At 40.3% G+C, this 23,326-nt stretch carries 22 protein-coding genes and 2 pseudogenes; 20 read left to right on the forward strand and 4 right to left on the reverse strand.

Features of this window, described 5'->3' with window-relative positions:
- Positions 1–102 precede the first annotated feature (102 nt).
- The 5 genes from ACFSX4_RS11645 to ACFSX4_RS11665 all read left to right on the forward strand — a co-directional run bounded on the left by ACFSX4_RS11645 (position 103) and on the right by ACFSX4_RS11665 (position 5,579).
- A complete protein-coding gene (locus ACFSX4_RS11645) occupies positions 103–906 on the forward strand; it encodes a M15 family metallopeptidase (RefSeq protein WP_377775037.1) in 804 nt (267 codons plus the stop codon).
- Positions 896–2,131 carry a CapA family protein gene (locus ACFSX4_RS11650; protein ID WP_377775039.1) on the forward strand — a complete coding sequence of 412 codons (1,236 nt, stop codon included), beginning with the start codon at positions 896–898 and terminating at the stop codon, positions 2,129–2,131. The genes ACFSX4_RS11645 and ACFSX4_RS11650 overlap by 11 nt, the downstream gene beginning before the upstream one ends.
- Before the next feature lie 171 nt (positions 2,132–2,302).
- Complete coding sequence (locus ACFSX4_RS11655) at positions 2,303–3,670, forward strand: serine hydrolase domain-containing protein (RefSeq protein ID WP_377775041.1); 1,368 nt, start codon at positions 2,303–2,305, stop codon at positions 3,668–3,670.
- 25 nt (positions 3,671–3,695) lie between these two features.
- On the forward strand, positions 3,696–4,919 hold the full coding sequence (locus tag ACFSX4_RS11660) for a CNNM domain-containing protein (protein WP_377775043.1): 1,224 nt from the start codon (positions 3,696–3,698) through the stop codon (positions 4,917–4,919).
- A gap of 111 nt (positions 4,920–5,030) precedes the next feature.
- Positions 5,031–5,579 (forward strand): superoxide dismutase family protein, encoded by a 549-nt coding sequence (locus ACFSX4_RS11665; protein WP_377775045.1) that lies wholly within the window; start codon positions 5,031–5,033, stop codon positions 5,577–5,579.
- A gap of 112 nt (positions 5,580–5,691) precedes the next feature.
- On the opposite strand, the gene pruA is transcribed toward ACFSX4_RS11665, so the two are convergent.
- Positions 5,692–7,236: an L-glutamate gamma-semialdehyde dehydrogenase gene (pruA, locus tag ACFSX4_RS11670; protein ID WP_377775047.1), complete on the reverse strand. Its 1,545-nt coding sequence runs from the start codon at positions 7,234–7,236 to the stop codon at positions 5,692–5,694.
- A gap of 372 nt (positions 7,237–7,608) precedes the next feature.
- Here pruA and ACFSX4_RS11675 point away from each other — a divergent pair, with 372 nt between their 5' ends.
- The 4 genes from ACFSX4_RS11675 to ACFSX4_RS11690 all read left to right on the forward strand — a co-directional run bounded on the left by ACFSX4_RS11675 (position 7,609) and on the right by ACFSX4_RS11690 (position 12,115).
- On the forward strand, positions 7,609–9,540 hold the full coding sequence (locus ACFSX4_RS11675) for a penicillin-binding transpeptidase domain-containing protein (RefSeq protein WP_377775387.1): 1,932 nt from the start codon (positions 7,609–7,611) through the stop codon (positions 9,538–9,540).
- Between the two features lie 212 nt (positions 9,541–9,752).
- Positions 9,753–10,133 carry a VOC family protein gene (locus ACFSX4_RS11680; RefSeq protein WP_377775049.1) on the forward strand — a complete coding sequence of 127 codons (381 nt, stop codon included), beginning with the start codon at positions 9,753–9,755 and terminating at the stop codon, positions 10,131–10,133.
- An 18-nt stretch (positions 10,134–10,151) separates the two neighbouring features.
- On the forward strand, positions 10,152–10,943 hold the full coding sequence (locus ACFSX4_RS11685; protein WP_377775051.1) for a DUF899 domain-containing protein: 792 nt from the start codon (positions 10,152–10,154) through the stop codon (positions 10,941–10,943).
- Positions 10,944–11,128: 185 nt separating this feature from the next.
- Positions 11,129–12,115, forward strand: coding sequence for a LacI family DNA-binding transcriptional regulator (locus tag ACFSX4_RS11690; protein WP_377775053.1), 987 nt, complete (start codon positions 11,129–11,131; stop codon positions 12,113–12,115).
- A gap of 39 nt (positions 12,116–12,154) precedes the next feature.
- Here ACFSX4_RS11690 and ACFSX4_RS14340 read toward each other — a convergent pair.
- The 3 genes and pseudogenes from ACFSX4_RS14340 to ACFSX4_RS11695 all read right to left on the reverse strand — a co-directional run.
- A pseudogene (locus ACFSX4_RS14340) lies at positions 12,155–12,358 on the reverse strand (ISL3 family transposase); the annotation flags it as partial.
- A pseudogene (locus tag ACFSX4_RS14345) lies at positions 12,355–12,565 on the reverse strand (transposase family protein); the annotation flags it as partial. The pseudogenes ACFSX4_RS14340 and ACFSX4_RS14345, both read right to left, overlap by 4 nt.
- Positions 12,566–12,732: 167 nt before the next feature.
- Complete coding sequence (locus tag ACFSX4_RS11695) at positions 12,733–13,143, reverse strand: VOC family protein (protein WP_377775055.1); 411 nt, start codon at positions 13,141–13,143, stop codon at positions 12,733–12,735.
- A gap of 188 nt (positions 13,144–13,331) precedes the next feature.
- Here ACFSX4_RS11695 and ACFSX4_RS11700 point away from each other — a divergent pair, with 188 nt between their 5' ends.
- From ACFSX4_RS11700 to ACFSX4_RS11750, 11 genes are all read left to right on the forward strand, one after another.
- A complete protein-coding gene (locus ACFSX4_RS11700; RefSeq protein WP_377775057.1) occupies positions 13,332–13,640 on the forward strand; it encodes a MerR family DNA-binding transcriptional regulator in 309 nt (102 codons plus the stop codon).
- A 19-nt stretch (positions 13,641–13,659) separates the two neighbouring features.
- Positions 13,660–14,052: a MerR family transcriptional regulator gene (locus tag ACFSX4_RS11705; protein ID WP_377775059.1), complete on the forward strand. Its 393-nt coding sequence runs from the start codon at positions 13,660–13,662 to the stop codon at positions 14,050–14,052.
- Between the two features lie 351 nt (positions 14,053–14,403).
- Positions 14,404–15,822 carry a GH32 C-terminal domain-containing protein gene (locus tag ACFSX4_RS11710; RefSeq protein WP_377775061.1) on the forward strand — a complete coding sequence of 473 codons (1,419 nt, stop codon included), beginning with the start codon at positions 14,404–14,406 and terminating at the stop codon, positions 15,820–15,822.
- A gap of 33 nt (positions 15,823–15,855) precedes the next feature.
- On the forward strand, positions 15,856–17,103 hold the full coding sequence (locus ACFSX4_RS11715) for an oligosaccharide MFS transporter (protein WP_377775063.1): 1,248 nt from the start codon (positions 15,856–15,858) through the stop codon (positions 17,101–17,103).
- Positions 17,104–17,216: 113 nt separating this feature from the next.
- The gene (locus tag ACFSX4_RS11720; protein WP_377775065.1) at positions 17,217–18,875 is read left to right on the forward strand and encodes a CocE/NonD family hydrolase; all 1,659 of its coding nucleotides are present in this window, start codon (positions 17,217–17,219) and stop codon (positions 18,873–18,875) included.
- Between the two features lie 82 nt (positions 18,876–18,957).
- Entirely contained in the window at positions 18,958–19,737 is a 780-nt protein-coding gene (locus ACFSX4_RS11725) for a helix-turn-helix transcriptional regulator (protein WP_377775067.1), read from the forward strand.
- Positions 19,738–19,792: 55 nt separating this feature from the next.
- The gene (locus ACFSX4_RS11730) at positions 19,793–20,695 is read left to right on the forward strand and encodes a VOC family protein (RefSeq protein WP_377775069.1); all 903 of its coding nucleotides are present in this window, start codon (positions 19,793–19,795) and stop codon (positions 20,693–20,695) included.
- Positions 20,695–21,120 carry a VOC family protein gene (locus tag ACFSX4_RS11735; RefSeq protein WP_377775071.1) on the forward strand — a complete coding sequence of 142 codons (426 nt, stop codon included), beginning with the start codon at positions 20,695–20,697 and terminating at the stop codon, positions 21,118–21,120. Before ACFSX4_RS11730 ends, ACFSX4_RS11735 begins: the two co-directional genes overlap by 1 nt.
- A gap of 6 nt (positions 21,121–21,126) precedes the next feature.
- Positions 21,127–21,480 (forward strand): VOC family protein, encoded by a 354-nt coding sequence (locus tag ACFSX4_RS11740; protein WP_377775072.1) that lies wholly within the window; start codon positions 21,127–21,129, stop codon positions 21,478–21,480.
- Positions 21,481–21,588: 108 nt separating this feature from the next.
- Positions 21,589–22,194, forward strand: a complete 606-nt coding sequence (locus ACFSX4_RS11745) for a class I SAM-dependent methyltransferase (protein ID WP_377775074.1) — start codon at positions 21,589–21,591, stop codon at positions 22,192–22,194.
- 123 nt (positions 22,195–22,317) lie between these two features.
- Positions 22,318–23,118 (forward strand): MurR/RpiR family transcriptional regulator, encoded by an 801-nt coding sequence (locus ACFSX4_RS11750; protein WP_377775076.1) that lies wholly within the window; start codon positions 22,318–22,320, stop codon positions 23,116–23,118.
- Positions 23,119–23,326 lie beyond the last annotated feature (208 nt).

Consider the following 23,326-nt stretch of genomic DNA (forward strand, 5'->3'; position numbering starts at 1 on the left):
TTTTTTTTAGTGTTTTTAAAAAAATTCAGATTTCCATTAGTCACATCTAGTCAGCTGTGTTTAAATAGTAGTAAGAAAAAAATAAAAATTCAGGTGATTTAAATGAAATATGTTACATATCTTAAGTATTTAGGTGTCGCTTCTGCAGTATTATATTTATCTGCGTGCGGCGGAAATGAAGAAGAGCAGACAGAAAGTGAAAATGATGTTCAGGAAGAATCTTCAGGTGAGGAAAATCAAAATTCAGGTGATGCCGAAAGTACAGATGATGCTGAAGCATCAGAAGAAGCGCCGCTTGTGACGGAAGAAGATATTTATAATGAAGAAAGCATTCTTGCACTTGCCAACAAATCGAATTTTCTCGGAGAGGAATATGTGCCTGCTGATATGATTCCTGTTAATGTACCGGTGGTATTTGATAATCCGGAAACGAATCAGTTGAGAGAACCTGCTGCAAATGCACTGATGGATTTATTTGCTGAAGCAGAGAGTGAAGGGTATACACTGTATGCGCGTTCAGGTTACCGTTCTTATAATACTCAAGTCGGCCTCTATAATAATTATGTTGCGAACCACGGACAGGAAGAAGCCGACAGATTCAGTGCACAGCCGGGATCAAGTGAACACCAGACGGGTCTCGCGATGGATGTGACCAGTGAAAGTGTGAATCTGGAATTATCAGAAGCATTTGGTGAAACAGATGAGGGCACATGGGTCAGGGAAAACGCACACCGCTTCGGATTTATCATCCGTTATCCTGACGGCTATGAAGATATTACGGGTTATATGTATGAACCGTGGCATCTGCGTTACCTGGGTGAAGAAGTGGCATCTGATGTCTATGAAAGCGGCTTGACGTATGAAGAATACATTAAAGAGAGTGGGATAGAGATTAATGAAGAATAAAAACACATTAATTTTTACAATTCTGATTCCGGTCCTTATCGTTGTTGTTGTTATTGTTGCAGCATATGAGTTAATGAATCTATCAAGTGACGGCAGTGAGGAAAGAGCAGGACAGAGCGAGACAAGCGGTCAGGATAATTCCGGAGAGGAAACGGCTGAGGAAGAGGCAGCACCTGAAAAGTCGAATATTACGATTTCGACGGTCGGTGATGTTATGGTACATGACGAACAGTACTGGGGGGCATACGTAGAGGATACGGACAGTTATGATTTTAATCCGGTTTTTGAATATGTAAAACCTTACCTGGAAGAATCGGACTTAACGATTGCGAATTTTGAAACGACACTCGCGGGTGAAGAACGCGGTTATATGGGATATCCTTTATTTAATTCTCCCGATGCGATTGCGGATGCATTGGAATATGCAGGGGTCGATTCTTTAGTGACCTCAAATAATCACAGCCTTGACCTTGGCAGTGAAGGTGTCTACAGGACGGTTCAGGAGCTCGGTAACAGGGGATTTGATGTTGTCGGCTCATATGATAGTGCACCGGAGTCACGACATGTGATTAAAGATGTAGACGGGGTTAAAGTCGCAATGCTCGCATTCACAGAGCACCTGAACGGTATGGAAGCCCCGTACAGCGAAGAAGAAGTACATAATATGATTGATGTGATTTCAGAGGAGCATTTAACAGAATCCATCGAAGCCGCGAAAGCGGAGAATCCGGATCTTCTGCTTGTGTACATGCACTGGGGACCTGAGTATGTAGAAGAACCGAGCGATGAGCAGAAGTATTATGCACAGTTTCTCACAGATCTTGGTGTTGATATCATTATCGGCTCCCATCCTCATGTGATTCAAAGAACAGAATATCTTGAATCCGGGGACCATACCGCATTTGTTGCATATTCACTGGGGAATTTTGTGTCCAACCAGCGTGTGGAAACCATCAGCGAAGAGTTCGCACCGAATGAAGATGGTGTGATTATGAATTTCGATATTGAAAAAGACTTTGAGTCCGGTGAAACAAGTATTACAGACATTAACTATACACCGACATGGGTATACAGATACAGTGAAACCGGTGAACGTCCGTTTAATTATGAAATACTGCCTGTCGAAGATTTTCTCAATGATGAAAATCTGCCGCAGAATATTATTGAACGTCTGAACGGATCTTTGGAACGTACAAATTCAAGACTTCAGCTGGATGAATCATAATTAGTTTCAAAAGTGTAAAACAGGTGAATAAAGTACCTGCGTACTGATATAATGGTGAGTGTTAAAGTGTATAAGGAAGTATATTAAAGTGAGGAATACTTTAATATACTTCCTTATTTGTTGATGAAAAGATAAAGAGTGAAGGTAAATAATCAGTATAGGGTGGAGATCATGACAAAAACGATGAAAGAGCAGCTGGATGAACGGATTGATGACTACTGCAGAGAATTAAAAATTCCAGGCATGGCACTGATGGTGTATCAGGATGGAAAAAGTATATATGAAAATTACTCCGGCTTCAGAAATGTCAGGGAAAACTCCCCGGTGAACAAAGATACGGTATTCGGTCTTGCTTCAATCACGAAACCGCTGACTGCCTGTACGGTGATGAAACTCACGTCGGAGGGGAAAATCTGTGTGACAGATAAAGTAAAGGACTGGCTTCCGGATCTTCAATGGCCTGATCAGGCAGCATTTGAGACATTAACAATTAAACATCTGATGTCACATACGAGCGGGCTGCCGGGTCTCCCTGCGATTCATAATGCACGTCTCAGAAGTATTATGTCTGATCCGGACGGAGAATTTTTATTCGGCAGACCGGTAACGGGGGCATCTTTAATTGATACTGTCGATGAGTTAATCGAACAGCTGAATACACTTGAATTTGAACTGCTCGGTGCACCGGGAGAGGTTTTTAATTATTCCAATGAGGGATACGGTCTGCTTCAGAAAATTATTGAGAATGCAGCGGGAAAATCATTCCCGGATTATGTCCATGATAATATATTTATACCTCTAAAAATGGACCGTTCATCATTCCTGACATCTTCAGTACAGGAGAAAGAGAATACAGCCGAACTATACGCATATGAAGAAGATAAGAAAGGCGTGTTTCATTCGCCGGAGTGGTGGGATGTCGGTGAAATTTATACGAATGGTTCATGGAAAGCATCTGCCCGTGATGTCATGACGTTTGCGGAGATGCTGAGACTTAATGAGCCTGACAGTGTGTCAGAAGGAATCAGGCAGATGACATCCTCATTTACATCACTGCCGAACGGTGGAGATTACGGTTTCGGTATAGAAATTAATGATACCGGCGGATACAAACGATTCGGACACGGCGGAAGTATTAAAGGGGTATCGTCAAATTTCCAGGTAATCAGAGATGAAAAAATTTCTGCAGTTCTATTGATTAATATGGCAGATGTTCCTGCTGAAAAGATACTGGTGAATGTGCTGAATATAATCCTTGGAATAAGTGAAACCAGTCCGTTCAGTGATGACGGCATTAAAAATAATGTGGATTTATCTGATTTGACAGGCATATACCACTCGGATGAAGGGTATAGAGTACCTGTTCTGTCAGATGACGGGGTGCTGATGCTTGACCGCGGTGCGGAAGTGACTGCGTTTTACCCGTTATCAGAACAGGATTTTGTCTCAAAGGCGGGGGAGCGTATTTATTTCAGACGGAAAGACAGTAAAGTTGTGTCTGTTCTACTTGGAAAGCGTGTGCTCGTTAAACAGAAATAAATGATATATACTCGGAGGAATTATTTTGATCATTGCAATTATACTGCTGTTTGTGGCATCGAGCTTTTTTTCAGGAAGTGAAACGGCGCTGACAGCGGCCAATAAAATTAAAATACAGACACGTGCAGACAACGGGGATAAAAAATCTCAAAAGCTGCTGAAAACAGTAAAAAATACGGAAGAATTTATTTCAGGTATTCTGATTGCGAACAATATACCGAATATTATTCTGCCGTCACTTGTCACAATTGTTGCTCTGGAATACGGGCTGAATGTCGGAATCGCGACCGGTATTTTAACTGTCGCAATTATTATATTTGCAGAAGTCCTTCCGAAATCAATCGCGGCTGCTTTCCCGGATAGAATTGCGTATCTGGTTTATCCAATTACACGGTACATGCTGATTTTATTAAAGCCGTTTACTTTTATGCTGAACGGTCTGACCCGTATCGTGATCCGCTTTTTAGGACGCAATCAGTCAGGTGAAGTGACATTTTCCAAAGAAGAAATGCGTGCAATGGTGGACATCGGCCATACAGAAGGTACTTTCGGCAATTCGGAAGTGTACGGTCTGAAAGGTGTGCTTGATTTCTCGACTTTAAATATCGGAGATGTGATGAAAACACCGAGAATTGATGTAAAGGCAATTGATGCGGATGCGGATTATGAAACCGCCCGCAGAATAATTATGGAAAATCAGCACAGCCGTTATCCGATTTATGAAGAAAATATTGATAATATCATCGGTGTGTTTCATACAAAATTTTTCGTGGAATGGTCCATCAGCCCTGAAAAACACATTAAAGATTTTTCTGATTTGGAGCCGATGCGTGTATATGAATTCCAGAGAGTCAGTCAGGTATTTAAAGAGATGCTTCAGGAGAAACGGCATTTTGCGATAGTGAATGATGAATTCGGAGGGACAGAAGGCATCATTACTCATGAAGAGCTGATAGAAGCGATGATCGGCCAGGATATTGAAGATGAAACAGATATTCACGACATATTAATCGAATCGCAGTCGGACAATGAGATAGTGTGTGACGGAAAAATTACGCTGCATCGGTTAAATAATGTGTTCCGTTCCAGAATCCCGGAAGAAGAGGACAATCTGGCAAGCTTCTGTCTGATGCACTTTGGCGATATACCTGAAATTGGTGAATCATTTGAATACGGCAGTTTGAAATTTGAAATTATGGATTCTGACGAAAGAAGAATCAAAACTGTTAAAATTACGAAGCTGTTATAACAGTGCACCGGTGATGAATCAGTATTTTGGGTTTAACGGTGTATAATACAGGGAAACGGAAGTATAAATACTCTAAAGGAGTGGATATACATCGAATGGAAACGTTTCTTAATGTTACCTGTCAGTGCCTTGATGCTCTTCATCCTCACAGCGTGCGGTGATGGAGGCGGAGAGGTGGAAGCACCGGAAAATGAGGAGCCGTCTGAAGAAGATTCAGTCACAGTCACGTTGATTAATAATGATGAAGAGGAAGTGGCAACAGCTGAACTGACGGAAGATGAAACCGGGGTAAATATTGCGTTGACCGGAGAAAATCTATCACCGGGTGAACATGGTTTCCACATTCACAATGCCGGTGCATGTGAAGCGCCCGATTTTGATTCTGCAGGAGAGCACTATAACCCGACAGATGCGAATCATGGATTCGATGATCCGGACGGCCCGCATGCAGGGGATCTGGAAAATATTGAAGTGAATGAAGACGGAACTGTCAGTGCAGAAGTAACAGCCGATATGGTCACACTTGAAAAAGATGCAGACAACACACTATTTACTGAAGAAGGTACTTCTTTAGTCATTCATTCAGAAGGAGATGACTATTCAACACAGCCGTCAGGTGATGCAGGAGATCCTGTGGCATGTGGTGTCATCAGTGAATAGAATTTAATATTAAGTGGAACCCGTCAATATGGCGGGTTTTATTTATTTCCCGGGAAATTATCTGTCGTTACATAAAAAAAGTAGAGCGGATATCCGCTCTACTGACTGTTTCTTAAAACATTTCTGAAACGACTTTCTGTTCAAGGAAGTTTAGGAGATAATCCGGGCTTCCTGTTTTCTGGTCTGTACCTGACATTTTGAAGCCGCCGAATGGATGATAACCGACAACCGCTGCTGTACAACCACGGTTCAAGTACAGGTTACCGACATTAAACTTGCGGCATGCAAGGTGCCAGTGTTCACGTGTATTCGTAATAACAGCACCTGTCAGACCGTACTCAGTGTTATTTGCAATTCTGAGCATTTCATCAAAATCTTTTGCTTTTGTAAAGCCGACAACAGGACCAAAGATTTCTTCCTGCATGATGACAGCTTCCGGATCAAGGTCTGCGATGACTGTCGGGTGGATAAAGAACCCTTTAGAATCATCTGTTTTACCGCCTGCTTTCAGCTTGCCTTCTTTTTTACCGATCTTGATATACTCACTGATTTTATCAAACTGACTTTGACTGATGACAGGACCCATATAATTTTCATCAACCGGATTGCCGACAGTCAATTTTTTAGTTAATTTCACTGACTTTTTGAGTACTTCATCGTATACATCTTCATGAATGACTGCCCGGGAACATGCAGAACATTTTTGTCCTGAGAAACCGAATGCAGAATTAACGATGGACTCTGCAGCCAAATCAGTATCTGCGTCTTTGTCGACGATAATAGTATCCTTACCGCCCATTTCAGTAATGGTTCTTTTAATAAAGTTCTGACCTTCCTGGAACTTCGCAGCTCTTTCAGTAATTCGTTTACCGACATCTTTAGAGCCTGTAAAAGTAACGAAATGAGTTTTGTGATGGTCAATCATATAGTCACCGATATCTTTTGAAGATCCCGGAACAAAATTGACAACGCCTTTAGGAAGTCCTGCTTCTTCAAGAATTTCGATTAATTTATATGCAACGAGCGGCGTATCGCCGGAAGGTTTCAGTAATACTGTATTACCGGCAACTACCGGTGCCAGTGTTGTATTTGCCATAATCGCAAACGGGAAGTTCCAAGGTGAAATGGTTACACCTACACCCATCGGCTGATAGAAATAATGGTTATGCTCACCTTCACGGTCAAGTGTCGGTTTACCTTTCGCAAGTTCCATCATTGATCTTGAGTTATATTCAAGGAAGTCAATTGCTTCATTTGTATCTCCGTCTGCCTCATTCCACGGCTTACCTGCTTCATAAACCATCAGCGCGGAAATTTCATGCTTGCGCCGGCGGATAATTGCAGCTGCTCTGATGAGCAGTTCAGCACGTTCTTCAGGAGACCACTCGCTCCATGATTCAAATGCTTCTTCTGCTGCTGAAAATGCTTCTTCTATATGTTCGACCTTTGCTTTTGATACATGGCCGATAACTTGTGATTTCTCAGATGGATTGATTGATGTTGTTTTGTCATCTGTTTGAATGTGTCTGCCTCCGATGACTAAAGGACGCTGTACACCGAAATCATTTTTAACCTGTTTCAGTGCATCTTGAAACGCTTTCTTATTCTCTTTGTTTGAAAAATCTGTTGCTGGCTCTGCTTGATATGGAACTACCATTGATAAATCCTCCTTCGAATAATAAAGTTGCTTCAAAAGCATACACCGTCAGTATAACCTTTAAATCAAGTCTTATCTATAGATAAAGGTTGGAAATACAGAAATATCTAAATACACACAATAATGCCAATCTTCTGACTCCTGTATATCTGTAATCATTCGATGCAGCTTGTATCATCTGTTTTACAATCTGTCCCTTATTTACCACGGATTTTTCAAATCCAAACATGCTCTGTTGTGACTATCCGTGTCATCATATAAAATTAACACATAGAATAAATCTGTATGTACTAAAAAGGAAGTGATCACATTAATAAGAAAATCACCGTTTTAATATCCACTGTACTGGCGCTTGGGGTTATCGGCTTTTCAATCTGGTATTTTTCAGGCAGTGATGAGAGTGAGGCAGTAGAGGCTTTCACAGCATCTTTTGACTCTGAAAATTTTGGAGAAATTTATAATCAGCTGAGTGAGAGTGAAAAGGCACAGTATACTGAAGAAGATACTACAGAGCGTTATGAGAAAATCTACAGCGATCTGGAAGTTGAGTCAGTTGAGCTTGGTGAGCTGACCCTTGATGAAGCGGCATCTTCAGAAGATACAAAAGTATATCAGGGGGATTTTCATTTATCCTCATTTTACGGAGAACTGGACAAAACAATGGAGGTTGTCTTTTCCGAAGCCGATGACGGCTGGCATGTGAACTGGTCTCCCGATCTAATCATTCCAGGTCTTGAAGGCCATACGATTGACTTTAATTTTACTCAAGGTGTCCGGGGTGAAATTCTGGATAATGCCGGTGAGCCTTTGGCATTTAACGGCCATAAGGAAGTCGTTGGATATACAGCAGGAGATATTACAGAGGAAGAATTGACCGGCTTAAGCGACGCACTCGAAATCAGTGAAGAGAACTTGTCGGATACTTTCAACGCGGAATGGGTTGAAGACGGCATGTTTGTACCGCTTAAAGAAGCGCACCGTTTCAGTGAAAGTGACAAATCTGTGTTTAGTGAAAGCAGTCTTCAGATTCAGGAGCAGCCTTCCCGGGAGTATACACTTGAGGAAGATGCATTTCATCTGATTGGCTATGTCGGCGAAATTACTGCGGATGAGCTCGAGAATATGGAAGGACGTATGCCCGGAGATATTGTAGGTAAGCGGGGGCTTGAACAGTTGTACGATGAGCGCCTGCAGCCGGATGCGGGATATACCATTTCCCTTATTGATGAATACGACAGGGAGTCTGAGGTTTTATTCCAGGAAGACGCAGCGGACGGGGAGGATCTGACACTGACCATTGACGGTAATCTTCAGTCGGTGATTTACGACGCACTTGAAGAAGATTCCGGTGCCAGTGTTGCGATGAAGCCGGATAATGGTGACCTGCTTGCGGCAGTGAGCTATCCGAGCCCGAGTCCGTATGATTTCATGTTCGGTCTGTCACAGGCGGATTTTGAGGAAATGGATACTGATGAGAGTTATCCATTATTGAATAAATTCCATCGTGCGACTTCGCCGGGATCCACCCAGAAAATATTGACGTCACTCGTTGCCTTAAACACAGAAGGTTTTGATCGTGACTCGGAAAGGGAAATATCCGGCCGCGGCTGGCAGCTTGATGAGTCATGGGGCGGATACAGTGTGAACCGTTATCACGTTGAAGATGGTATGTTCGACCTCGACCGTGCCATCACGAGTTCTGATAACATTTACTTTGCACAGACAGCACTGGATCTTGGTGCAGAGCGCTTTACAGAAGGAATGGAGGCACTCGGTATCGGAGAAGAATATGATACTGATTATCCGATTTATACCAGTCAGGTCGCCAATGAAGGTTCAATAGACCGTGATATACTGCTTGCCGATACGGCATACGGGCAGGGCGAACTGATGATTTCCCCGATACAGATTACAGCCATTTACAGTGGTGTTGTAAACGGAGGTAATATTTATGTACCGCATGTACTCGAAGAATCGGAAGATGAAATTCAAGTTGAGAATATTGCTGATGCGGATGATTTGAATTATCTTGAATCAGCCATGCGGTCAGTGGTAACGGACTACCATGCGGATGATACAGACCGGGATTATGCCTCATTCGCAGGAAAAACAGGTACCAGTGAAAATAAAGTATCACAGGAAACAAGAGGATCTGAAACCGGCTGGTTTATCGGGTATGATCAGGATACAAAAGATATGATGCTGAGTCTTTATGTTGAAGATGTTGAAGACAGAGGGATGAGTGAATACTCTGCAGGGAAGTTTGCAGAAATTCAGGATGCATACAGAGAACAAAGTGAATAGTTTAAGAAAGCAGGCAGTATTACTGTCTGCTTTTTATATTTAAATATTTCCCGGGGAATATTGTTCGCTGCTCATTTTAAGTGTGAAAAAGTATCCGGCAATCTGAATGCTTTCGGCAGAGATTAAAATAAATTCAGCAGATTTAGATAAAAATGAGAAAAGGGTATATTATAGAATAGACATAACAAATAATTGAATAATGGGGTGCTGATATGATTAAAGCTTTGGGACAGGTGATGTTGTATGTTGAAGATCAGGAGCAGTCGGTTAAGTTTTGGACGGATAAGCTTGGCTTTACAGTGATATCTACGGATGAGCTGATGGAAGGATACCGTTCTGTTGAAGTTGCGGCAGGTAAGAATTCTGAAACGTCAATCGTGATTTTTGATAAGGCATTTATTAAAAAATACAGTCCGGAGCTCAATCTCGGTACGCCGTCATTAATGTTTAAGGCAGATAATATAGATGAGCTGTATGAAGAGTATCAGAAGAAGGGCATTAATGTCGGAGAGAAGTCTGAATACCCGTTTGGTAAAGTATTTAATTTTTCGGATGATGAGGGAAATTATTTTGCTGTTTCAAATGAGGCTTAATATTCGGGAGGGGAGAACATGGTAAAGAATCATATGAATCAGGAGCTGCCGGAAGTTGTTTCAGAAGAAGTATGGAAAAAAGAACGGATTGAACTTCTGGAAAAAGAAAAGGCATTTACGAAGGCAAAAGATGAATTAAATACCATGCGGCGGATGCTGCCGATGGTGGAGGTTGAGAAAGACTACACTTTTGACGGACCCGACGGTAAAGTTCATTTAGGTGACTTGTTCCAAGGCAGACCGCAGTTAATTGTTCAGCATTTTATGTTTGATCCAGAATGGGATGCCGGCTGTCCGGCATGTTCTCTTGCTGCAGATAATATCGGCCATTTGTCGCATCTCCATGCCCGGAACACGTCACTTGTTCTGATTTCACGTGCACCGTTTGAAAAGCTTGAGCGTTATAAAAAGCGGATGGGATGGTCAATGCCGTGGTATTCGTCTTTTGAAAGTGAGTTTAACTATGATTACCATGCGACACTGGATGAAGCGGTGAGACCGTTTGAGTATAATTATGCGGATAAAGAAACACACCGGGAGAAAGGGTTTGTTTTAGAAGAAGGTCAGTCGATAGAAGTACCGGGTTTTAGTGTGTTTCTTCGTGAAGGGGATAAAATATTTCATACGTATTCGACGTACGCAAGAGGTGCAGATATACTGCTCGGTACATTTAATTATCTTGATCTAACAGCATTCGGCAGGCAGGAAGACTGGGAGAAGCCGGAAGGCAGATCTGACGGCCGCGGAAGTACTTGGCTTCATCGTCATGATGAATACAGCGGACATGAAAAAAATGACTGCTGTCATTAAAGAAAAATAATCTCGGGAAGTGTAAAGAGGATAGTCGTCATATGATGATTATCCTCTTTTTAATTTCCGTTAAAATATTCGTACCTCTATAAAAAAACTGAACAAATTGGTAAGATAAAAAGATAATACATATAGCGAAGAGAACCGTAAATTCAGTAAAATGACAGGATAAAGGTGTGAGGACAATGAAACCTAAAATAGAAGATGTTGCTGAAATTGCCGGAGTATCACCGACTACCGTGTCCAGAGTATTAAATGACAGGGGATATATCAGTCAGAAAACGAAAGATAAAGTATATGCAGCAATGAAAGAAATCAACTATGTGCCGAATGACCTGGCACGTTCGTTATACAATAAAAAATCCAACTTAATCGGCATTATTGTCCCGTCTACAGATCATCCGTTTTTCGGTGAACTGGTGATGCATTTAGAAAATATATGCAACCAGAAAGGATATAAAGTTCTTTTGTGTAACAGCCTCCACGACAGTCAAAAAGAGCAGCAGTACTGGGATATGCTTCAAAGAAACCAGGTGGATGGTGTGATAGTTGTAACATATAACAGGGGCTTGTTTGATCAGGCACAGAATCTATGCGCGGTCGCTGTGGATCATTACCTTTCAGATTATATCCCGGTTGTTTCTTCGGATAATTTTAAAGGCGGAAAACTTGCCACAGAAACGCTGCTTGCTGCGGGCTGCAGAAAAGTAATCCATATCAATGGTGATGAGGCAATAGAAACACCTGCTAATAAACGACAGTATGCATATGAAGAAGCAATGAAAGAGGCTGGATTGGATCATGAAACTTATCATGTCCCGGATATTGCATTCCTTGAACATAATATAAATGTGATCAAAGCACTATTTAAAGACCATCCCGATGTGGACGGTATTTTCGCAAGTGATGACATTTTAGCAATCCATACACTGCAGTATGCTAAAAGTCTGGGATACAAAATCCCGGAAGATTTAAAGATTATCGGTTATGACGGTACAAAACTGATACGTTCTATATATCCGGAACTGACAACGATTGTTCAGCCTGTCGAAGAAATTGCCGGACAGGTGCTGAAAATATTATTTGAAGAAATAGAGCAGGGGAAAAGCGGTGTTAAAGAACTGGCAGTCCCGGTATCTTTATGGAAAGGTTCTACAGCAGGGAGTAATTAATAAAATGAAGGGTACTCGGATTTCATGGTGGAAAAGAGCTTATAATGTACCCTTTTCCAGTTTCTTAATAAGTGTCGAAAAACCAGCACCATAGTTGTCTGTTATTACGTGGTCTGTTATTTCATCTCAATTGAAAGTATCGTATAACATAACCTTGCTGAAAGCACTTGAATTAATCTTGGCTTACGCTTCTTTATGAAGGTTCTCATTAACAAGTACCTTGGTTCGTAACGCTTTAACTGACGAAATTTGTAATGTCTACGATTTACTTGTAAGCTCACTTGCTTTAAACGAATAGGTAAATCCATGATTAGTTGTTTTCTTAACTGTGTTTGTACAATTGTCAAATCCACATTCAGGAGGTTTGATTGTCTTCATCTTAAACACCATATCATTTTCTTGTGGTTGTTCTATTGTTTTAATGTCTGGTAAAAATAATAGGTCTGACATATTGTTCATCTTTTACTGATCTGTAGGAGTTAATATATAAATAATTGCAATCATCGTTAAATATTTTTCATCCGTATTCCATGGCTAGCCATAGTCCAATAAAAATGGAACCGACTTTAGCCAGCTCCATTCCAAAACTAATGCAACCAATTGCATTTATTATTACTTTAATTCTTTGACTGAACCCACCAAAGATTTTTGAATGGATCAACAAAACCACCCATATATCCTGATTGTTCTGATGGTTCGAATATTGGAGTTGCTCCTTCTACAATTGCTTTGTTGTAAGTATCAGTAGCATTTTCAACATGAATATACATTTGAATAGGAATAAGTCCATCTGTATTTATTTCTCCACATACTCCTGGACCACAACTTCCATCAGCAGATGTATCAGCAAAATAAATAATGCTGTTTCCTATTTTCATTTCTGCATGAACTACACCCTCCGTGCCTTCTAACTTATCAATTTTTACCACTTCAGACTGAAAAGCCTTCTTAGTAAATTCAATAAATTTCGGTGCATTTAGTACCATAAAATAAGGTACTACTGTTTGGTATCTTTGTTGATTTTGCATAGATATTCTCTCCTTTGAATTAAATTATTTGCAAGGGGAGGTTAATTTCACCTTACAATTCTATAGTACAACATTAGTGCAAATGCTAAGGTTTTGTTATTATGGATGCAGTAAATACAGGTTTTATATAATAAAAGTCGTCATCAACTTTAATGATAATTTATAGAGATTAAAGAAGGAGATTTGTAATGAGAGGTATTGAGATAGCTAAAAAATTAAATATAAGTACAAGTGCGTTAAAGCATTATGAATCATGGGGACTTGTTCCAAAAGTTGAGAGAGAAAAAAATGGATACCGTATCTATACAAGTGAGCATGAGGCATATTTTCAATGTATACGTGCATTGAATGCTGGATTTGGAATGGATTTGGTTAAAAAGGTTATACCACTCATCATAAATGGGAAAATACATGATGCCTTATGGCTAATTAACAAAGCACAAGTTGATCTCTATACCGAAAAAAAAAGCAGTACAAAAAACAGTAGAGATACTTGATTCTAAAGATTTAATCGAATTGACTAATATAAAAAAGTACCGTGACAAAAATTATTTCACAATTGGAGAAGTTGCTAAAGAAGCTAATGTGTCTGCTTCATCAATTCGGCATTGGGAAAAGGAAGGGTTAATTAAACCTGAACGTCACATAGAAAATGGATTTCGTATATATAGTCCAGCTGATATGAGAAGATTGTTTATTATTCGAACAGTTCAAAGAGCCGTTTACTCCTTGGACATTGTTCGTGAGGTATTATCGGAAATTGATAAAAATAATATTGTTCGGACTAAGGAGATGGCTCTTCAATCTCTTCAATATATTGATAATGCACTTGTCAGGCAAGTTAGAGGTGTTGCTTCTTTGCAAAATCTTTTGGACGTGATGTCAAAAAAGGAAGAGAAAGAGATATAATCCACTTACGAAGTGAAATGAGTTTTATAAGTAGAAGGTCTAATATAGAAATCCGATACTCAGTTAGTTAAAAAAATTTAAATTTCTTACAATCTATTGTTTAACCTCATATTCCACAAAATAATCTGATTCATATATCAAATGTTTTAAAACTGGTAAAAATCTCTCTGCATATTCCGAAGACTCAAAATCAACACAGACATGAAAACCGGTATTTCACTAATGCCGGTTTATTATATTTTTTGTGTCAACCGGTTGACACAAGGTGAAAATTATAAGAAGATAAGACTTATATTAAATTTGTTAACGTTTTCAATGAAAAAATACATTCAGGAAAGAAGAGGATAAATGATGAATTATCAGGAATATGATCGACCGAAAGTACATTTTACGCCAAAAAAGAATTGGATGAATGATCCTAACGGACTGGTTTATTTTGAAGGAGAGTACCATCTGTTCTTCCAGTATAATCCGTCTTCGAATAATCATGACAATATGAACTGGGGCCATGCGGTCAGTAAAGACTTATATCATTGGGAAGAACTCGATACAGCGATAAAGCCTGATGAACTGGGTACAATATTTTCCGGTTCTGCAGTAGTGGATAAGAATAATACAAGCGGCCTTTTTGAAAGCGGTTCAGGTGGGATTGTCGCCATTTTCACTCATGATGGAGCCAGCCAGCAGCAGAGCATTGCCTACAGTGAAGATAACGGCCGTACGTTTATAAAATACGACGGGAATCCGGTGATACCAAATACAGAGATTGTAGATTTCCGCGATCCGAAAGTATTCTGGCATGAGGATAGTGAAAAATGGGTGATGTCACTGGCATGTGGAGACCATATCCAATTTTTTAATTCTCCGAATTTAATTGATTGGACGTACCTGTCTTCTTTTGGAAAAGAATACCGTTCACATATTGGTGTATGGGAATGTCCGGATCTATTGTATCTGCCTGTTGAGGGAAGCCATGAGAAAAAATGGGTTCTGATCATCAGTATTAATGATGATGGTCCGAACGGCGGATCAGCAATGTATTATTTTACAGGCAGTTTTGACGGACAGTCTTTTCAACCGGACCAATCGCCGGAAGATGACTTGAAGTGGGTTGATGAAGGAAAAGATTTCTATGCAGCTGTCAGCTGGGATAATACGGATGAAAAATATTGGATCGGATGGATGAATAACTGGCAGTATGCAGAATCTGTCCCGGTATCACCATGGCGGAGTGCTATGAGTCTGGTCCGGAGAATATCAATTATCGAAAAGGATGGAAGCTTTTTATTGAAGCAGACGCCTGTAACGAACGATAATGGAAAATTAGAAAAAGAAGAGGATATTCATGTCACGCCTGAATCAAAGGCCGTTTATAATATCGAAAGTCCTTCAGAACTGAACATCCAGGTCCAGAAAGATGTATCAGATGTATGGGGTGTAGATTTTATTACAGACAAAGAAGAATTGCTCCGCCTCGAGGTTGATCCGGTCAATGATCAGTATATATTACACAGGGATACCGGAAGAACCGGCTTCTCAAACGATTTTCCGGAAAAAATTAAAGGCAGCTTGAATGGATTTGACGGGAGTCAGGTGACTGCAGTGGCGGACACATCGTCAGTAGAGCTGTTTTTTGATAACGGTGTAACAGTGTCTACCAACCTCTTTTATCCGGAAGGTGTCATTTCACGTTTCGAGATATGGAGTAAAGCAGAAAAACTTCAGGTAGAGGCATTATCTTTCAGAACACTTCATTCTATTTGGAACTAAACGCATTTCAAATCTTGAAAGGATTGGTGTAAGATGGGTTTCTTAAAAAACAGCAAGTATTGGTTTTCATCAGGATATCTCTTTTTCTTCTTTATAACATGGTCTATATGGTGGTCTTTCTATGCCATCTGGTTGAATAACAGTCTCGGACTGACAGGAACACAAGTCGGAACCATCTATTCTTTTAACTCATTCTTTTCTTTATTCTTCATGGTGCTTTATGGGTACATGCAGGATAAACTCGGAACAAAAAAGAATTTGGTGTGGCTGCAGAGTGTTACTTTAGTATTCATTGCTCCGTTCGTCATTTATGTATATGAACCGCTGCTTTTAAATCATTTTTACCTCGGGGCTGTTCTTGGAGCGATTTATCTCGGCGCCGGTTTTATAGCGGGCGCCGGTTTCCTGGAAACTTTTACAGAAAAACTGAGCAGAAAATATGATTTTGAATTTGGTAAAGCACGTATGTGGGGCTCCCTTGGTTACGCGGTGGCGGCACTGGGTGCCGGAGCGTTAATGAGTATTAATCCGCATATTAATTTCTGGATTGCCTCTGCAACAGGTGTATTATTTTTATTAATCAATATTTTCTTTAAAGTGGAAGTTTCAAAAACAGAAGAGAAAAGTGTTTCCAACATATCGATGAAGGATGTCCGTTTTCTCTTCAGCAATAAAGTGTTTTGGTTTTTGATTATTTATCTTTTCGGTACAGTATGTATTTATACTGTATACGACCAGCAGCTGTTTCCGGTATATTTTGTCAGTCTTTTTGATACGACGGTAGAGGGAAATACAGTATACGGGATATTAAATTCCGCTCAGGTTTTTGTAGAAGCGATATTCCTGTTCCTTGCACCGTTTGTTGTCAATAAAATCGGCATCAAGCAGTCGCTTGTTCTTGCCGGCAGTATTATGGCGTTTCGTATTATCGGTTCTGCCATGGTGACAGGTGGTTTCGGCATATCATTTATGAAGATGCTTCACGCGGTTGAACTGCCGCTTCTGTTGATTGCGGTCTTCAAATATATCGCAGCGAATTTTGATATCAGACTTTCCGCCACGGTTTATCTGATTGGTTATAAGGTATCGAGTGAATTCGGTGTCATTATCTTTTCGGCACTTGTCGGCTGGATATATGACCAGACGAGCTATGAAACGACATTCTACATACTCGGTTCCATAGTGATTCTGTTTGTGATTTTCTCTTTCTTTGCACTGAATAACGGAACAAATACTATAGTGAGCGCAGCAGAGCGTGAAGTGGAAGCTGAGTCGACATGATTTAAAGAGGGCTGTATTTTTTAATACAGTCCTTTTTTTGATAGACTTAAATGGATAATGAACGGAATATTCTGTACACTTAAAGTGATTCTATCATAAAGGGGACATGACGGATGGCTGAGCAGTTTGAAATGCGTGTGATACGGGGTGTGAGTGTGCCGGTGCGGGACGGTATACAATTATCTGCAGATATTTATCTGCCGGATACAGAGGGTGTATTCCCGGCAGTTGTTATACGGACACCTTACGGAAAATCGACACAGACGCATCATGATACAGGGACCTTTTTTGCAGAAAGAGGCTATGTGGTAATGGTTCAGGATGTACGCGGGCGCGGTGATTCTGAAGGGGAGTTCAATCCGTACAGACATGACGGTAAGGACGGATATGATTCTATCGAATGGATTGCTGAACAGAAATACTGTTCCGGTGATGTTGGAACATACGGAGGTTCATATCTTGGAAGAATTCAGTGGCTGACAGCGCTGGAGGCGCCGCCTGCATTAAAAACTATGGTACCGGTGGTCACGCCGTCTGATCCGTTTGTGGAATGGCCGACAGGTGTTCCCGGTCCGCACAGTATATGCTGGACATATATGACGAGCGGGCGTATGCAGCAGAATACTGCACTTGTTGACTGGGAAGAAATATATCAAACGCTGCCGCTCGTCGATATGGACGTCAAGGCAGGACGGTATTCAGAGCGCTGGCGTGAGGAAGTGAGTCACAATTATCTGGATGACTGGTGGAAAGAAATTTGTTATCAGGACAAGTTTGATGATATCGACCTTCCTGTTCTGCATATTTCAGGATGGTATGATGATGAGCAGGTCGGAACACCGCTTAATTTTTACGGCATGACACATACAGATAAAAATAAAAAATCAAAATCCAGCCAGCGTCTGTTGATGGGGCCCTGGAGTCATCAGGTAAATGTCTCGACAAAAGTCGGGGATATTGACTTCGGTGAAGCTGCTTTAATTGATATGAATGCATACCTTCTAAAGTGGTTTGACTACTGGCTTAAGGGAATTGACAACGGTACAGATCAGGCACCTGCAGTTGATATCTTTGTAATGGGTGATAATAAATGGCGCAGTGAAAACGAGTGGCCGCTTAACCGCACAGAGTGGCGGAAACTTTATTTAAACAGCGGCGGACGGGCTAACAGCAGATTCGGGGATGGGACGCTTGAAAAAGAAGTTCAGGAAACATCCGGGACAGACACTTATACGTATCATCCGAAATACCCTGTACCGTTTATTACAGAAATGCTGTCCCATCAAATCGGAGGGCCGGATGATTATGCATCGATTGAACGGAGAGATGATGTACTTGTGTATTCGACAGAGAAACTTGAAACAGATATCGAAGTGACAGGACCTATAAAGGCAGAAATCTATGCTTCGACAGATGCAGTGGACACAGATTTTATGGTCAAGCTGCTTGATGTACACCCGGATGGTTATGTTCAGAGACTGACAGACGGTATGGTCCGCGGACGTTTCAGAAACGGGATGGAGCATCCTGAACTGCTGGAGCCGGGTGAAATATATTTGTTTGAAGTCGACTGCTGGAACACGAGTCATGTGTTTAAGAAGGGGCACCGTATACGTGTCGAAATCGCATCCAGTGCATTTCCGAAGTATGACCGCCACTTAAATACCGGTGATATTCTTGGTGTGACAAGTGATATGATTCAGGCGGAACAAACAATATATCATGATGCGGCACATCCTTCCGGCATTATGCTGCCGGTTATTCCAAGGTAAATAAAGTAATAAAATACGGCGTCAGAATTGAAGGAACCTGCACTGCAGGCGGAAAATATTATAGATTGTGATGGTGAACGGGATGGATATTTCTTTAGTAACTGAGTATTTCAAAATGCACTATAATCATACGACAGTGAAAGAAACGGCGGCTCATTTCGGATACAGTGAGTCGCATTTCTGCCGTGAGTTTAAAAAGATAATGGGGATTTCACCGCAGGAGTATCTCGTGGGTATGAGAGTTCAGAACAGTGTTGAGCATCTGCTTAAATCGAAACAGTCTGTCCTTCATACACAGTTGAAAATGGGATACTTAAGTGATGGTTCCTTTTCAAACCGAATAAAAAAATCAATGACACTGTCGCCGAAGCAGCTGACCAAACAGAGTGAGGCGCTGTTTGTAAATTATAAACTTCATGAGAATGATGAGACAGTAGAAGACGAGTATGAGGCACCGGACGTCACACTGAATGTGGTCTGCAGTGAACAGTTTGAAGGTATTATATTTGTCGGCCTGTTTAAAAAGCCGCTGCCGAACCAGCCGCCTGTCATTGGCAAGGCGGTTGTGAAATTCGATAAGGAGAGAACGCTCTGTTTTCATGATGTGCCCCCGGGGAAATATTACTGCCTTGCCTGTGTGATACACAAGACATATAATCCTTTAAAATTATTTGTACATAAAGATAATTTAAGAGGAAAAATCGACGCTCCAATCATTATTCCGGGAAAATATGAGGAGACTCTGGTCTTGAGGCGGCCGCTGCCGACAGACCCGCCGATTACGTTAAATCTGCCGTTGATGTTTATCAATTCGTTAAAAAATCATTCCTTTGAATATAGAGCAGATTCGGATAAAAAATAAAAGAGAAATTAAGATAAAATGGATGTACGAATAATATGTAAAGGGGCTGGGTTTAATGTATCAAAAGATTGTACCGCATCTTTGGTTTGACACAGAGGCAAAAGAAGCAGCAGATTTTTATGCAGATGTGTTTCCTGACAGTAAAGTGGTATCCTCCTGTGTATTTTCGGGACCTGAAGGTGATTCTGAAGCGTTGATTTTTGAGGTGATGGGTTATCGTTTCATGTCAATCAGTGCGGGACCATATTTCACTAAAAATCCGACTGTATCATTTTTAATCCCGTATTCTCCGGAAGAAACAGATTTGATTAATCAAATTTGGGAGCGCTTACTCGACGGCGGGAAAACGTTGATGGATTTAGGAGAATACCCATTCAATAAGCATTACGGCTGGGTCGAGGATAAATATGATGTTTCCTGGCAGTTTTATTTGATGGAAGATCAGCCGGAAGAACCGTATTCCGACAGAGTCGTACCGACGCTGATGTTTGTGAATGATGCTGCAGGAAAAGCTGAAGACGCGATGAAGTTCTATGTGGATATCTTTAAGAAATCGGAGGATAAAGGGGTATACCATTATCCGAAAGGAATGGAACCGAACCTGCCTGAACATGTGATGCACGGGGAATTTAAACTTGAAGGACAGTGTTTTGCCATGCAGGATAGTGCGGAAGCACATGATTTTAATTTTAATGAAGGAATTTCTCTTCTCGTAAACTGTGATACCCAGGAAGAAATTGACTACTATTGGGATAAGCTCACATATGTACCTGAATCTGAACAGTGCGGCTGGCTGAAAGATAAGTTCGGTCTCTCCTGGCAGATTTCACCTAAGGTGATGGATGATGTGATGGGGAACGGTACAAAAGAGGAGATAGAGAGAGTGACAGAGGCTTTCATGAAGATGAAAAAATTCGATCTGGCGGAGATTGAGCGCGCATATAAGGGGGAATCGTAATGGTTAAAGCAGTACAGTATTTTAATTTTCAGGATGCACTTTCAGCGATTCGTTATTATGAAGAAGTATTTGGTGCAGAGGTTGTTTCAATTAGTACAGGTGACGATGAAATGTTTGCGGACTCGAATATGCCTGACGGTGTCGATGGTGATTTTGTGATGCATTCAGAGATAAAAATCCTCGGTCATTCATTTTATATCAGCAGCACATGGAATAAATCGGAAATTAATAATGACGGTGCCATGACGTGCTTTGTATTTGACTTAAATGATGAGAATGAAAAGACGCAGATGAAGGAATTTTATCAAAAAGCAGTTGATTCAGGAGTGGAAGTCCAGATGGAACTTGGAGAGACAGAGTGGACACCGATGTTTGCCTCATTTAAGGATAAATGCGGTGTAAACTGGATGCTGAGTGGAGAGTGATGTTGGATGGAAGACCATGGTATTACCGGAGGTTCTAATATTGCGATAAAAGTTCCAAAATTTAAATATGATGAAACTGTTAACTTTTATAAAGATATTTTACAGCTACCGTATTTAGGTTTTATTTCCGAATCACATGCATTTCAATTCGGCAGCAGTACACTGTGGCTTGATTGTATGGAGAACTATTCCCAACAGGACATCTGGCTTGAAATTACAGTAGATGATTTGGAAAAAGTCTCAAATTATCTGGAGGGAAACGGAGTCAGCCGGAGAGACGAAATTGAAGTACATGAAAACTCTAAAGGGTATTGGATTTCAGATCCGGCCGGCAGTATTCTAAGAGTAAATCCTGAATAAGCTTAAATCAATATACTTCAGCTTCCGTGTATTTTAATTACAGGGAGGCTGATTTTAGTATGGTCTATAATTGAATGAAAGCATATTAATGTTTCAATGGAGGCTGAGATGAGTAAAAATTACATTCATAAATTTGATAAACAGGCTGAGAAGTACGAAAGAATGAGGCATCACAATCTGATGAAGAAGTACAGACCGCTGATATTCAGAGACGCAGAGGGTGAGGTGCTGGAATGTGCGATTGGTGTGGGTAATAATTTTTTATACTATGATAATGTTGAAAAAGTAACCGGTGTTGATTTCAGCAGAGAGATGCTGAAATTTGCAAAGCAGGAAGCGGCAAAGTATCCATTCCATACCGAACTGCTGGAGGCGGATATAGAGACGCTTCATTTTGAAGCAGACAGTTTTGACACTATCGTATCTTCGTTAAGTTTTTGCGGATATGAGCATCCTGTTAAGGTGTTGAATCAGTTGTCGGTATGGTGCAGACCGGGAGGAAAAATCCTCTTAATGGAGCATGGAATCAGCAGGAAAAAACCGTTGTCAGCTGTACAGAAATTAATCGATCCTCTGTCCTTAAAGGTGGTCGGCTGCCACCAAAACAGGAATATTGAGTCTGTCGTAAAGCAGTCAAACCTTAAAATTGAACGTATAGAACGCTTTGCTCTGGAGTGTGTGTATTTGATATGGGCATCGCCATGGAATAAGTAAATTCAAAAAGCTTTTGGAATTCCTCTACACATTTCAGGGGAAAATTTATAATTTATTACATAATCCATATATCCACGTTATAATGACTATAAATTCTTAGTCCAGAAAATTGAGGGGATAATGATGGATGTATTGATGAAAATACAAAAAGATTACTTGAGCTTTTCAAAAAAAGAGAGAAAAATCGCAGATTATATACTTCGCTTCAGTTATGAACTACAAAATATGAAGATTTCTGAGCTAGCTGAGCGTACAAATACATCGAATGCATCAATAACCAGATTTGTAAAAAAAGTAGGCTGTAAAAATTATTCAGATATGAAATTCAATATTAGTGCGAATACCAGCAGCAATAACCATGAAAAGATAAATAATATGGTAGATGAAGTATTTCTTTATTATCAGAATGTTATAAAGAATACTCAAAGATTGATTGATATTGAAAAGATTAATCAATTACTCGAACTATTGATTAATGCTAAAAATGTTAATATTGTCGGTGTAAGCAGCTCGGGTGTCACAGCTGAAATTTTCAGTACACGATTGATGAGAATGGGGATTCCGGCAAAAAGCTACTCTGATCCGTTGTGGATGATTATGCAGGCTGCGGTTTCAGAACCTGGTGATTTATTTATAGCCATTTCTAACAGTGGTGTGACTGAACCGGTTGTAAAAACAATAACCCAGGCAAGAGAGAGAGGCGCAGATATTGTGTCAATAACCAGTTATTCAGAAAACCCTTTGTCGAAACTGAGTGATCTAATATTTTACGTCTATAATATTAGATTTGTGCATAATGAAAAATTTTCAAATTCTCAATTCTCAATAGTGTATTTGATGGATGTCATTACTACATTTCTTCTGGAGAATGAAGAGTTTCGAAAAAATACGATAACAACTAGAGAAATAATTGGTGATCTATAAAAAATAATTTTATATAATTTTTAGTGCGGAACTTGAAAAGGTAATAATTTTCAAGTTCTTTTTTGTTTTAAATATATAGTAATAGAGATTTATTAGTGAGTGAAGAACTTTTAAACAAGGGATTAACAAGCTTATTTTGGTAATTATTTTCATAAAATATATATTGATATAATAATTATCGTAATGTACTATGTAATTAAATTACTGA

The organism is Corticicoccus populi (genome assembly GCF_042686195.1).
In the GTDB taxonomy this organism is placed as follows: domain Bacteria; phylum Bacillota; class Bacilli; order Staphylococcales; family Salinicoccaceae; genus Corticicoccus; species Corticicoccus populi.